Origin of the sequence: Paenibacillus brevis (genome assembly GCF_018919145.1) — a bacterium.
GTDB lineage: Bacteria > Bacillota > Bacilli > Paenibacillales > Paenibacillaceae > Fontibacillus > Fontibacillus brevis.
The window spans coordinates 176,217-189,439 of the sequence record NZ_JAHLQJ010000006.1 but is presented as its reverse complement, the minus strand read 5'-3'; the positions used below and the strand labels follow the sequence as shown (position 1 = coordinate 189,439).

Here is a 13,223-nt window from a genome sequence, read left to right as displayed (position 1 = left end):
TCCAAGGTGCTGCTATTCATTTTTCTGATATGTCCTCATAAATTCATTGATTTTCAGGTCAAGAAGACTACTGATCTCAATCACATTATCCGATGTAAATGAGTTCTCCTGTTGAAATAGCTTTACCATCTTATAACGTAAGATGCGAATTTCGTCTTCCAGTGTATAGGGAGATACTGCATGTGGTGAAGTCATCCGACTCGCTTCATCTTCCCATTCATTCAAATGATTGCCATTTCCAGCTGTAGAATCATCCATTTCGAATGGCAACTTAATCTCACCACAACCCAAAAGAAATCCCTCCCAGAGAATCTTAAAGCACCTTCCAAAATCAAATTATACCATGGGAATCATCCAATGATCAATTAATTATTGAAATAACTGTTAATTACGATAAATTCTCGGCGCTCCGGGAATAACAGGGTTATTATCTATTCAGTTGGTATACATATTGTCCGATCCGGTGCAGCGCCTCGCTGATCTGGTTCACAGACGTCGCATAAGAGCAGCGGAGGAAGCCTTCTCCCCCTGCGCCGAAGACATTGCCCGGTACGGCGGCAACTTTAGCCTCCTTCAGCAAGCCCGTAGCAAACTCCTCGGAGGTTAGTCCGGTTGATTCTATGCTTGGAAAGGCATAGAAGGCGCCCTGCGGCTCATGACAGGCAAGACCGATATCCCGCAAGCCCTGAACAATCAGCCGTCTGCGCTGATTATACGACTCCACCATATGATCCTTGTCCTCCAGACCATTCTTCAAAGCTTCAAGCGCAGCAATTTGTCCCATGACCGGAGCACACATAACCGTATATTGGTGAATCTTCAGCATTGCATAGATCAAATCCGGGTGTCCGCAAGCATACCCCATTCGCCAGCCCGTCATGGCAAAGGCCTTGGAGAAGCCATTGACGAGAATTGTACGATCCTTCATACCCGGAATCGATGCAAAGCTGACATGCTTCTCTCCATAGGTCAACTCTGAATAAATCTCATCGGAAATAACGATCAAGTCATGCTTTTCTACAAGCTTGGCAATGGGAAGCCAGTCCTCATAGCTCATAATTCCCCCAGTCGGATTGCTCGGGTAATTAAGAATCAGCACCTTTGATTTAGGTGTAATCTTGGCTTCAAGCTGCGCGGCCTGGAGCTTGAAGCTGTCCTTGGCAAAGGTCTCGACCTCAACGGGTACACCGCCTCCAACTGCCGTGATTGGAGAATAAGAGATATAGCAAGGTACCGGAATAAGAATCTCGTCTCCCGGTACGATCAAGGCACGCAAAGCCAGATCAATCGCTTCGCTCGCTCCTACGGTAACTAGGATTTCATCCTTTGGATTATATTTTACCTGATAGCTGTTATATAAGTACTCTGCAATGGCTTCCCGCAGCTCAGGGGTACCCGCGTTGCTGGTGTAGCTTGTAAATCCGCGCTCCAAAGAGTATACGCAGGCTTCTCTTACATGCCAGGGTGTAATGAAGTCAGGCTCCCCTACACCCAATGTAATAATATCCTTGTTTCCACTAGCCAGGTCAAAGAAGCGGCGTATCCCTGAAGGCTGAATATCCCGTACCCGGGGCGCCAAATAGGACGTCATCGTCTTGCCGGCCGATTCCATGTGCTGCTCTTCCTGTGAATGAATACTCATGACATTACTTCCTTTACGGAGAAATCATCAGACGGCGATCCTCTTCAGGATCCTCGAAGATGATACCGTCCTGCTTGTATTTTTTAAGAATAAAATGCGTCTTCGTCGATAGCACCGATTCCAACGGGGACAGCTTGTCGGAGACAAAGCTCGCGACTTCCTTCAAATTGCGTCCTTCAACCTCTACGAGCAAATCATAGGCACCGGACATGAGGTAGACGGACATAACCTGCGGGAACAAGTAAATCCGCTCCGCAATGGCTTCAAATCCCCGTCCGCGCTCAGGCGTAATCTGCACTTCAATCAGTGCGGTTACCTTCTCATCATCCAACTTGCTAGAATTGACCACTGTCGCATACTTCACAATCACATGATCTTCTTCAAGCTCCGCGATCACCTCAGCCACTTCCTGCTCCGACGCACCGACCAAGGTCGCCAGCAGTTTAGGATCCCGGCGGGCATCCTCTCTCAGAAGATCCAGCACTTTCAGCTTCAAATCGCTTAACGGTTTCATGCTTCATCCTCCAGCGCTGTTCCGATTCAGGTCATCACACCTAAAGTTTCGGAATCAAATTTACTACTTATATTACATGAATTTGTTACTCCTGCAAATAAAAACGTCCGCTCCATGGAAGATTTCCCGAAGCGAACGCCGATGATTTGCAAGTCGCGTTACATCCTGTAACCTTGCGACTAGTTAAATGGCTTTGTATTGACCTGATGAGCGGATACGTTAGACATATGAGCAGCCATGGACCCCATTTGACTTTGATGCTGGGCGGCAAATTGCTTCGCCTGTCTGCATGCCTGTTCCGCCTCCTGCAGGTTCTTATCTACTTCTTTACGGGGAGCCCCGGCAGGCTTGGTGTAAATCTGCTGCTCCTCCATCAGCTTGTAGAGCTCTCCTTGCAATTTCAAGGTGCTATCGGTCAGTTCCGAGAATAAGCTGCGAATTGCGGGACAAGAGGCTTCCGTAGTTGCCGTCGTATATTCGCGCGAAGTTCTTCTCAAGTCGGCCAATACTATTTTCAACAAATCGTCCTGCGGCAGCATGTCATTCTGAAGCTGATTATTCACTTGATTTCCTCCTGTTGTCGTTATAGTCCATGGATACGTGAAGCAAGCTATTGTGTCTGTCCGGGAGCAAGCGGCTGATGCTGCTTGAGCGCATCAAGAAGCTTGTCCATGTGCTGTTCGTGAACCTGAATGTGCTGGGTAACTGCCTGCGTAATCTGCGGATGTGTCGAGATTTGGACCGCAGCAGCACACATCTTGATCAGCATATCTTCGTTGGCGATACTATCGGCGATGTAATTGAGCTCTTTGCCGGAGAGCGCCTGCATTTGGTGATTGTTCATGTTGACTCCTCCAGGTTGTAATGTGCGTTCGTGGCATATTATATCCCCCGTTCCAAATTTTTATTAGGACAGGCTGGTTATACTTATGTCATCCAGGTGAATATTGAGATAGGTGACTTTGTAAGGAGGAGCAAAGATGAAGCTGCATATCGGCGATTATCTCTGGATGAATCTGGATACCCGGGAACCCCAGGCCTCATACCCCAAGCTGGAGCAAGACCTAACCTGCGATTGCCTGATCATAGGCGGCGGCATCGGAGGGGCTCTATGCGCTCATTTGCTGCATCAGCAGGGGTTGTCTGTAGTCTTGTCCGAACAGAATACAATCGGCACCGGAAGCACCCTTGTCAATACCGGGCTCATTCAATATGCCAACGACAAAAGCCTGACTTCATTCATACATACACTGGGCGAGCAAAAGGCTGTACACTTTTATCGTGCATGCCGGTCTGCATTGGAGCATCTGAAGGAAATCAATCAATCGCTTAATCTTCGTGCGCTAGAGATAAGACCCAGTCTCTATCTTGCAAGCAGCGAAGAAGATGTGCCCTTGCTATATGAAGAATATACAACACTGCAGAAATACAGATTCCCTGCAGAATGGCTGGATGCCGATCAAATCCGCAGTAAATTCCCTTTTCAACGGCCTGCCGCAATTTACACGAAGGACGATGCGGAAATTCAGCCCGTTGACTTCACACGGGGGCTGGTCAGGCACGCCGCCTCCAAAGGCGTTCAAGTATTCGAGTACTCCCCGATTCAAATAGGCTCGTTCCGCCCGGACGAGGTGATCTGCCGATGCGGAGCCTACACGGTCAAGGCGAAGCACGTTATCTTTGCAACAGGCTATATGGCTCAGACTCTGAAGCGGGAGCCTGGAGCAGAACTCGTAACCAGTTATGCCATTGCTACTGATCCCGCACCCCATTTCGATGATTGGTATGAACGCTGCCTGATTTGGGAGACAGCACGCCCTTATTTGTACATGCGAACCTCTTCAGACGGCAATATTATCATCGGCGGCTTGGATGAGCCCCTTCCAGCAGGCGGGCTTAAAGAAGGACGGGAAATCCAGAAGGGCAAGGATCTATTGCATCTGCTTCATCAGATGTTCCCTGAAAAATCCTCGCTACAGATCAAGCGCTCCTGGGGAGCCGTATTCGGGCGAACACGTGACGGATTGCCTTTCATCGGCGGCCATCCTGACTTTCCCCGCTGTTACTTTCTGGAGGGATATGGAGGGAACGGCACCGTATGCAGCATGCTGGGTGCTGAGTTAATTGCCGACCTTATTACGGGCATTTCACGTGAAGATGCCGAAATGTTCTCATTAACAAGAAGCACCAGACCTGTCCCTTCCAGTTGAGGGGCGGATCTGGTGCTTCATCTTGTTCTTATTCTTCGCTAACTGTCTTGATCAACTGATTCCGGTCATCCTCCGACAGAAAGCGGCTAACCTGGAAGCAGGCCGAGCATACATAGACATTCAAGACGGCGCTTGACTGAAGCATAGGCGTATCCTTCGCTTGCATTTGCACCGGCTTAAAGCTCTGAGGCAATGGCTCTGTTCCTACATGCAGCATATACTCCCGGCAATGCGGACACTCCGGGACCTCCTCTTGAGAGTCCAATTGCTTCTCTACTCCCGATTCATAGGCCAAGAGGTCTCCACCCGCGCCAGCAAAAGCTTCCACCCTGCGGATCGCATTCAAATGACCCTTCTCATCCTCCTGCCAGAGCCCCGTAGCATCCGTATCGTCACCGGAAGTGTCTTCCTCATCCTCCCAATCTTCATCCGAGCCCAGGGCAATATTGAGCGTTCGGTACCCCTTCAGCTCATTGTGGCAATAGGGACACTCTTCCTCCGGTCCCAACTCCTCATCCCAGACAATCTCTGTCTGACACCATGGGCAAATCGTAGTTTCTACCATGTATTTACATCCTTCCATAGGCATCATGCCTAAATGTTGATCACCTTCAGGTTCTCGCAACCTTCTTGGGCTGAAAGACTGACCTTTTGAACTTCCACTTTAAGCCTTCCACAAAAAAATAATACCTGCTATAAGAAATAACATCGAAGCCACAAACAGAACTCGGACCAAATTTTTCAGCACCAAGAATCCCCCCTATGCGATACAGGCTCCTATTACAAAGGATACGGAGACGGAGACTGCCATAGCAATCAGGCCTACCGCTGTATTCCCTTCAGCGATCTCCTTGTCGATCTGGAATACTGGCGTCAGGAACTCAAACATGATGTAAGCCAAGAACAACAAGAACGCTCCGACAAACGACCAGGCCATGAAATCATAAATGTTCGATCGTGCGGTTGCAAAGCGCAAAATATTGCATAGAGCGAAGATTTTTCCGCCCGTTGCCAAGGATGCAGCGATATTGCCACGCTTGATCTCATGCCAGCAACGATATTTGGTCACAAGCTCGAAACACGAAAGAAATACGATCAATTCGATAACAGCTACAGAAAAGTACCCTGCCATCAAACCTACCGGCTGCTCCAGCAGCGGATCAATACTTTCTCTCAACACACATCCTCCTCATCACTTCAGCTCGGCAACGGTAACCCCGGTTCCGCCTTCGCCGTAATTTCCCAGCCGGTAGCTCTTGATGTGCTTATGCTTGCGTAAATATTCAGATATGCCGGTACGAAGGATACCGGTGCCCTTCCCGTGAATGATATAGACCTGTCCCAGATTCGCCAGGTAGGCTTCGTCAATGAAACGGTCCACCTCGATAAGCGCTTCTTCCAGGTTGGCTCCCCGCAGATCCAGCTCGCTTCTAGTATTATCGTCTCTTGTCCGTTTAACGTTGGGTGCGACTTTTTGAACCTGCTTTGGTGCCGGCGAAGCAGCCAGGAGCTCCAGGTCGTCTAATGAAACCTTCATCTTCATGATCCCAAGCTGAACAAGCGCTTCCCTCGCTCCAGCAAGCTCTACAACATGCCCTTTCTGGTTCAGGCTGTAGACCATAACCTCATCCCCGGGACCGATCTGCCGCGGCTGTTTGCCCGCTTTGCGGACGGCTGTCTTCTTCCGCTGGGCAGGCTCGGCCTCCTCCAGCTGCTTGCGGGCCGCTATCAGCTTGTGATCCTTAACGGCAGCGCCTTCTTCCTGAGCGATTCGCCGGAGATCATCAATAATCTTCTCCGCTTCGGCTTTCGCCTTGGCAATGATAGCCCGCGCCTCATCTTCGGCCTTTTCCAGTCTGCGGTCCTTCTGCTGTTCAAGCTTCTCAAGCTCAGCCTCATGGCGGCTTCGTAGATTCTCCAGATCCCTACGCAGCTTCTCGGCAGATTCCCGTTCCTGCTCTGCGGCGGTCCGATTCTCTTCGAGCGAGGCGATCATATGCTCTACCCGCTGATCCTCTTCCGTTACCTCGCCGCGAGCGTAGTCCAGAATCTGCGACGGCAGTCCCAGACGCTCCGCAATGGCAAAGGCGTTGCTTCGTCCTGGCACGCCAACAAGCAATCGGTACGTCGGACTAAGCGTATTCACGTCAAACTCCATACTCGCGTTGATGACGCCTTTACGCTCATAAGCGTAAGCCTTCAATTCGCTGTAATGTGTCGTAGCGATCATGCGGCTGCCGAAGCTGTGTATATGCTCCAGAATGGCAATAGCCAGTGCCGAGCCTTCGGCAGGATCGGTACCCGCACCCACCTCATCCAGCAGCACCAGACTTTTAGGCGTCATCTGCTTAAGGATGGAGATAATATTCGTCATATGGCTGGAGAAGGTACTGAGGCTCTGCTCAATACTCTGCTCATCTCCGATATCTGCATAGATCGCATCAAATACGCACAGCTGGCTTCCTTCCTCGGCAGGAACGAACAAGCCAGACATCGCCATCAGACTCAATAAGCCGATCGTCTTCAGCGTAACCGTCTTCCCGCCCGTATTCGGTCCCGTAACAATAATCGTGGAATATTGGTTGCCCAGCTCCACATCGATTGGCACGACCTGGTCACGGTCAATTAACGGATGCCGGCCTTTGCGCAGCTTCATAAATCCGCGATCATTCATTCTCGGTAGAACAGCCTTCATTTCACGGGCTAGACGTGCCTTCCCGAATATAAAATCCAGTTGCCCGACCACATCGCTATCATATAGCAGCAGCTCGGCCTGATCTCCCGTAAGCGCAGTCAGCTTTTGCAAAATAACCTCGATCTCACGCTCCTCGCGCAGCCTTGTCTCCCGCAGCTTATTGTTCATGGCAACAATCGATTCAGGCTCAATAAAGAGCGTTGCACCGGAGCCCGATTGATCGTGAACAATCCCGCCGAAATGGGCGCGATATTCCGCCTTGACCGGAATAACAAACCGGTCTCCGCGAATCGTGATCAATTGATCCTGCAGCATCTTCGAGACGTTGGAGGAACGGATCATGGCATCCAGCTTCTCGCGAATCCGAACTTCCCCTCCCCGTAGCTCTCGGCGAATTTGGGCAAGCTCTGCACTCGCTGAATCCAGCACTTCAGCGCTATCGTCGATGCATCGCTTGATCGCATCCTCCAGCGGCTTTTGCTCGCTGATGTTATCGCTTAAGGCATACAGCAATTCAACAGGATGCTCCTCGTGCATGGAAGCAAGGTAGCGCTTGATTCTCCGTGCTCCTTCCAGCGTCGTTGCGACGCCAAGCAGCTCATGCGGATTCAGCGTTCCGCCAATGCGGGCCCGCTTTACGGCAGGTGTCATATCGACAATTCCGCCGAAGGAAGGAGCGCCCTTCAATCGGTCGACCGTGAACGCCTCCTCCGTCCCTTGAAGCAAGCGCTTGACTTCGTCCAGATCCGTTACAGGGACAAGCCGTTCTGCCGCCTCTTTGCCCATCGGAGTCTGTGTATATTTAATAAGCTGGTCGATAATTTTGCGGTATTCCATCGTTTTGAATATTTTTTCGTTCAAGAAACTCACGACTCCCCTCGAGCATTGTTTATATTATATCGAATATCCCGTATTTCCGCCATTTGCTGCCCGGTTACATATTTAAGGTTTTTCCCGTACACACTAAGCAAGATTCAAAAGAAGGGTCAAGGAGATATATCTATTCTAAAAAGGAGGCCAAGTTCCATGCGATTTCTGGGACACGTTGTGCGCTTTATCGTATCAGCCCTCGTACTGCTTGTAGTGGGCTGGCTCGTCCCGCAATTCAGTATAGGCGGCTTTGGCAGCGCCCTGCTGCTCGCACTCGTCATCGCCTTGATGGGTTGGGCAATCGAAGGGATCTTCGGAAAAAAGGTCACCCCGTTCGGACGCGGCATCGTCGGCTTCATTACGAGCGCGCTCGTCATCTGGCTGGCTCAATTTATTGTCTCCGGCGTATCTGTCTCTATTATCGGGGCAATCCTCGCGGCGCTTGTGATCGGGATTATCGATTTGTTCATCCCTGTGTCCACACCGTTTGAGGCTGGAAGAAGCGAGCGATAGCAGCTTCGTACCGTGCCGGCCATCGCATTGTTCGAAAAGCCTGGGGTATTCGCCTCAGGCTTTTCAATGTGTGTACCCGATCTTCTGTTCACCATTTAGACACACTTCACATTCTTTCTTCAGCTGCAACTGGGCTATAATACACTTGAAATTGTCACAAATATATCATATTGCGGGGGATTGACAATGAGAAAGGCGATTGCACTATTGATGTTATGCGTTCTTTTGACTTTGGCAAGCGCATGTTCAAGCAGCTCAAATTCTGCAGCAAGCACCAAAGCTCAGGTTAAGCCCGAGGCGGAACTGATCATCGAAGCCGTCAATTATGAATTTGACCAGAAGGAATATCATGTAAAGAAGGATGTCCCTGTGCAAATTACCTTCAAGAATGTCGAGGGTAATCATGGAATCCTAATCCCCGGCCTGCGAGTCCAATTGAGCGGTAAGGAAGACTCCGTCGTGATTATCCCGAAAGAAGCCGGAAATTATGAAATTGCATGCTCTATCATGTGCGGTTCTGGTCATGGTACCATGGTGTCTACGCTTATTGTTGAATAACAAGCAGCACAAGCAGATAGCGCCACCGGAAGAAAGGTTCCGGTGGCGCTATTCTGCCGTTCTGCTATGAATCAATTCTGTTCTATTAATTCGATCCACTCGTTATATTCGTTCTGCAGCTTGGCATAGTCTTCCTTCAAGCGCTGATATTCCGCTTCACGGCTCTCCGATTTCTCCAAGGACATCTCCCGCTCCACTTGAAGCAGCCGATATTCATGAGAGATAATCTCGAAGCTGTCTGAAATCTGCTTCAATTCTTCCGCAAGCCGATCCCGTTCCTTCAATACTTCCTCATAATCCTCTCTCAAGGTCAGCACTTGTTCCCCGCCGGCTGCGCTCTCCTGCTGCCAGTTCTCAATTTGAAGCTGAAGCTCACGCTCTGTATCACGCCACGAGTTCAGCTCCTGCTCTGCCAGAGCAAGCTGCTCACGCCATTCCCGCTCGCGGATCTCCGCAGCTTCCCTCGCCTGTTCCTGATCATCGGCAAGCGACGCGTAATCCTTAATGTCCTGCTCCAGCTGTTGAAGCCGGCCGCCAAGCTCCTGCACTTCTTTCTTCAAGCGCTCATTATCCTCACGAATAAATTGCTCATTGTTAAACAACGTTGCTTTCGTCTGTTCGGCCTCCGCAAGCTTCGCCTGAAGGCCCGACAGCTCCGTCTGCAGGTCTTCAACCCGCCCCTGCTCCTGCGCCAAGCTTCTCCTCGCAGTTGCTTGCTCTTCCGTCGATGCAGCAAGCTTACGCTCCAGAGCTGCTGCGGCCTCCTTGCTCTCCATCAGCGTAATCTCCATCCGGGTAAGCTCTTCACTCCGCTTATCGGCAAGCTTTTGCCAGGATGCCTCGTTCTGAACGGCGGCTGCCAGTTCCTCGCGCAGCTTGTCCTCCCGGGCTTTCGTCTCTTGCTGCAGGCGCTGCTGCTTCTTAATCTCACTATCCGCCGCTTGCAAGGATTGCTGCAGCAGCTTTACTTGCTGTTCCAGCCTAGCCGCACTCTCTTTCGACTGCACGCCCGCTTTCCTAGCTTCTTCCTCCCGGGCTTTGGCTGCTTGAAGCTCGCCTTGCGCCTTGGCTTTTTCTTGCTGCTCCTTACGAACATCCTGTTCGACTCCGCGGAGCTTCGCCTGAAGTTGAGAGTTACTTCCCTTCAGCTCTGCTAAATGACGTTCAAGCTCCTGAACCTTGCCGCCCAGCTTCTGGCACTCCGCTTCCCGCTCTTGAAGAGAAGCAGCCTGCTTGGCATTCTGTTCGGTCAATGTCTTCTTATCACTTTTTAATTGATGCCGCTCCTCCTGCAGCTCCTTATGGGCAGCTTCCTGTTTCGTGTGAAGCGCCTGAAGGACGGATATCTCCTGAGCAAGGCTTCCCTTTTCCTTCTGGAGCTCCTCCAGTTCAGCCTGCAGATCATCAACCTTAACCGCTTCTTCCGCCATTCTAACCGCAGCCAGCACAGCTAATCTCGGAGTATCAAGATGGGCATATTGCTTGGCCATGGAGCGCATATGTCCGTCTACGCGACGGGCGACTTGCTTCATATACTCGGGGTTGGCACCCACAATTTTATAGGATGTGCCATATATCTCTACATTTATCGTAATGCGATCAGGGGTGTTCACAGCAGGGGCCTCCTTCGTCCTGGGTTACTCTTGGATGTCATTTTTGACTTGTCGAACTAGCTTATAGAAAAGCCACACCAAAGCATGACTCTTACACTCATGATTCGATGTGACTTCACTTAATTCCTGCTATTTTCTCAATTCAGCGGCAAAAGTTTGCTCAAGGGCTTGAATCACGGATTCATGCGCCTTCGCCACCTCTTCATCTGTTAACGTCCGCTCCATATGACGGTAGATAAGAGACAAGGCCACGCTCTTCTTGCCTTCGCCGAGCTTGCTTCCCGTAAATACATCAAATACCTCGGCATGCTCAAGCCATTCGCCTGCTGTCTGCTTGATCAATTCAAGAAGCGAGCCCGCTTCGACGGATTGATCGACTACGACAGCAATGTCCCGCTGCATGGCCGGGAAGCGCGGCAAATCGCGATAGCTTACCGTTTCCCCGGCATGGCTGAACAGAGGTGCAAGCAACAGCTCGGCCGCATAAGTATCCTCCAGATCCATGTCACGCTGCAGCTCCGGATGAAGCTGGCCCAGTGTGCCGATATGAACTTCGCCTTCTCCGGACGCATGCAGATAGAGCGAGGCAGAGCGTCCCGGATGGAAGCCCTTAGGACGATCAGCTACATAACGTATCCGTCCTTCCAGACCCAGGCTGGCAAATATACTTTCCAAAGCTCCTTTCAAGTCGAAGAAGTCCACCTTTTCCGCAGAGGTATTCCATGTCTTGAGTCCGCGGTTTCCCGTCAGCAGCAACCCAAGAACAGCCAGCTCATGCGGCTTCTCTGCAAGCTTCTCATCAACCGAGTGGAACACAGTACCGATCTCGAAGAGTGCCAGATCGTTCTGCTTACGGTTCCGGTTATACTGTGCCATATCCATCAGCCCTGGCAGCAAGCTTCCCCGAAGCACACTACGGTCCTCACTCATCGGCATGGCAAGGCGGGCTTCCCCGCCGCCTTTTCCGAGCGAAGGGAATACGCCGGCCGCTCCTTCACGAATGAACGAATATCCCAATGTCTCCTGCCAGCCCCCGTGCACGAGCAGTTGGCGAAGCGCACGGCGCAAAGCCTGTGTCTTGGTGTAGCCACCGGCTGTTGTCCGCCCCTCAATAGAGGTTGTAGGAATGTTATCATAGCCGTAAATCCGGGCGATTTCCTCAATGAGATCCACATCCCGGGTAATATCTCCCCGACGTGTCGGAACACATACTTCAAGCTCGCCCATACCGGCATCCCCGCATTCGAAATGGAGACGCAACAGAATGGCCTTAGCTTCCAGCAACGAGATATCTGTTCCGAGATAGTCGTTCACCTTGCTTAAAGAGAGCTTGATCGTCTTCGGCTCTGTTTCCCGCTCAACCGCTTGGACAATACCTTTATGCACTCGGCCGCCTGCAAGCTCTGCGATCATCAGCGAAGCTTGATTGAGAGCAGGAAGAACTCTTGCCGGATCAACCTCCTTCTCGAAGCGTTGTGATGCTTCAGAACGAAGCCCCAGCTGACGGGAGGTTTTACGAATGGAACCGCCGTCGAATTTGGCAGATTCCAGCACAATAGTACGTGTTGAATCCGTCACTTCAGAATCCAGGCCGCCCATAACGCCTGCCAGCCCAACCGGACGGTCTTCCCCGTCGACGATCAGCAGCGTTTCCGGTTCAAGCGTCCGCTCCTGTCCATCCAATGTAATTAGCTTCTCCCCTGCCCGTGAAGCACGTACGCCAATGGTTTTCCCCGCAATCTTGTCGGCATCAAACGCATGCAGAGGTTGGCCGTATTCCAGCATAACGTAATTCGTAATATCCACAATGTTATTGATCGGCCGTATTCCGGCTGCCATCAGGCGGCTCTGCAGCCAAAGCGGGGAAGGCCCGATCTCTACGCCGGAAACAACTCTTACCGCATACCGGTCGCACAGCTCAGGCGACTCAATTTTTACCCGAATCGACTCAGAGGCCGCATCAGACACTTCGATCAATTTGCTTTCAGGATCAGGTAGCTTCACTTCCCGGCCCAGTATGGCTGCCACTTCATAAGCTGCTCCCAGCATGCTAAGACAATCCGAACGGTTCGGTGTCAGGTCGAAATCCAGCACCTGATCATCCAGATGCAGCAGCTTGGCGATCGGGGAGCCGACTGTACTGTCTGCAGGAAGTACAAGAATACCCTCCTGCTGCTCTTTTGGCAGCAGCTTATCATTAAGTCCAAGCTCTTTGGCGGAACAGATCATCCCTTGGGAGACCACTCCGCGCAGCTTGGCTTTCTTAATGTCCAAACCGCCCGGAAGCTTGGCTCCCACAAGAGCGACAGGTACTTTTTGTCCTGCATCCACATTTTTAGCGCCGCAGACAATCTGAAGATCTTCTTCTTGCCCGGCATCCACCGTGCAAATATTCAGCTTATCCGCATCCGGATGCTTTTCCTTATGCTTGACGTATCCGACAACAACCAATGCGGATACCCCTTTGTTGCGGTTCTCAACGCCATCGATTTCGATCCCGGATCGGGTGATTTTCTCTGCAAGCTCAGCAACATCAACCTGCTCCAGAGATACATATTGTGATAACCAATCGGTTGAAACTTTCATCGTTTATTCCCCTTCCTATTCG

The 13,223-nt window shown here is 51.1% G+C and carries 13 protein-coding genes; 3 read left to right on the top strand and 10 right to left on the bottom strand.

Annotated elements, in window-relative coordinates; translation table 11 throughout:
• Positions 1–12: 12 nt before the first annotated feature.
• From KQJ23_RS08900 to KQJ23_RS08880, 5 genes are all read right to left on the bottom strand, one after another.
• Positions 13–291, bottom strand: coding sequence for an aspartyl-phosphate phosphatase Spo0E family protein (locus KQJ23_RS08900; protein ID WP_249529613.1), 279 nt, complete (start codon positions 289–291; stop codon positions 13–15).
• Between the two features lie 136 nt (positions 292–427).
• Positions 428–1,642 (bottom strand): aminotransferase class I/II-fold pyridoxal phosphate-dependent enzyme, encoded by a 1,215-nt coding sequence (locus KQJ23_RS08895; protein ID WP_216478484.1) that lies wholly within the window; start codon positions 1,640–1,642, stop codon positions 428–430.
• A 13-nt stretch (positions 1,643–1,655) separates the two neighbouring features.
• Positions 1,656–2,156: an Lrp/AsnC family transcriptional regulator gene (locus KQJ23_RS08890; RefSeq protein ID WP_216478483.1), complete on the bottom strand. Its 501-nt coding sequence runs from the start codon at positions 2,154–2,156 to the stop codon at positions 1,656–1,658.
• Positions 2,157–2,335: 179 nt separating this feature from the next.
• Positions 2,336–2,719, bottom strand: coding sequence for a spore coat protein (locus KQJ23_RS08885; protein ID WP_346779366.1), 384 nt, complete (start codon positions 2,717–2,719; stop codon positions 2,336–2,338).
• Between the two features lie 47 nt (positions 2,720–2,766).
• Positions 2,767–3,000: a hypothetical protein gene (locus KQJ23_RS08880; RefSeq protein ID WP_216478482.1), complete on the bottom strand. Its 234-nt coding sequence runs from the start codon at positions 2,998–3,000 to the stop codon at positions 2,767–2,769.
• A gap of 136 nt (positions 3,001–3,136) precedes the next feature.
• On the opposite strand from KQJ23_RS08880, the gene KQJ23_RS08875 reads away from it, so the two are divergent.
• Entirely contained in the window at positions 3,137–4,366 is a 1,230-nt protein-coding gene (locus KQJ23_RS08875) for an NAD(P)/FAD-dependent oxidoreductase (RefSeq protein WP_216478481.1), read from the top strand.
• Positions 4,367–4,394: 28 nt separating this feature from the next.
• On the opposite strand, the gene KQJ23_RS08870 is transcribed toward KQJ23_RS08875, so the two are convergent.
• The 3 genes from KQJ23_RS08870 to KQJ23_RS08860 form a co-directional block, all read right to left on the bottom strand.
• Entirely contained in the window at positions 4,395–4,931 is a 537-nt protein-coding gene (locus KQJ23_RS08870; protein WP_216478480.1) for a hypothetical protein, read from the bottom strand.
• Positions 4,932–5,126: 195 nt separating this feature from the next.
• A complete protein-coding gene (locus tag KQJ23_RS08865; RefSeq protein WP_233500587.1) occupies positions 5,127–5,543 on the bottom strand; it encodes a DUF350 domain-containing protein in 417 nt (138 codons plus the stop codon).
• A 15-nt stretch (positions 5,544–5,558) separates the two neighbouring features.
• Entirely contained in the window at positions 5,559–7,922 is a 2,364-nt protein-coding gene (locus tag KQJ23_RS08860) for an endonuclease MutS2 (protein ID WP_216478479.1), read from the bottom strand.
• A gap of 165 nt (positions 7,923–8,087) precedes the next feature.
• Here KQJ23_RS08860 and KQJ23_RS08855 point away from each other — a divergent pair, with 165 nt between their 5' ends.
• Together KQJ23_RS08855 and KQJ23_RS08850 are read left to right on the top strand one after the other, a co-directional pair.
• Positions 8,088–8,444 (top strand): phage holin family protein, encoded by a 357-nt coding sequence (locus tag KQJ23_RS08855; protein ID WP_216478478.1) that lies wholly within the window; start codon positions 8,088–8,090, stop codon positions 8,442–8,444.
• A gap of 225 nt (positions 8,445–8,669) precedes the next feature.
• Positions 8,670–9,002 carry a cupredoxin domain-containing protein gene (locus KQJ23_RS08850; RefSeq protein WP_249529612.1) on the top strand — a complete coding sequence of 111 codons (333 nt, stop codon included), beginning with the start codon at positions 8,670–8,672 and terminating at the stop codon, positions 9,000–9,002.
• A gap of 71 nt (positions 9,003–9,073) precedes the next feature.
• Here KQJ23_RS08850 and KQJ23_RS08845 read toward each other — a convergent pair whose 3' ends face one another.
• Together KQJ23_RS08845 and pheT are read right to left on the bottom strand one after the other, a co-directional pair.
• Positions 9,074–10,615, bottom strand: a complete 1,542-nt coding sequence (locus KQJ23_RS08845) for a hypothetical protein (RefSeq protein WP_216478476.1) — start codon at positions 10,613–10,615, stop codon at positions 9,074–9,076.
• A 129-nt stretch (positions 10,616–10,744) separates the two neighbouring features.
• The gene (gene pheT / locus KQJ23_RS08840) at positions 10,745–13,201 is read right to left on the bottom strand and encodes a phenylalanine--tRNA ligase subunit beta (RefSeq protein ID WP_216478475.1); all 2,457 of its coding nucleotides are present in this window, start codon (positions 13,199–13,201) and stop codon (positions 10,745–10,747) included.
• Positions 13,202–13,223 lie beyond the last annotated feature (22 nt).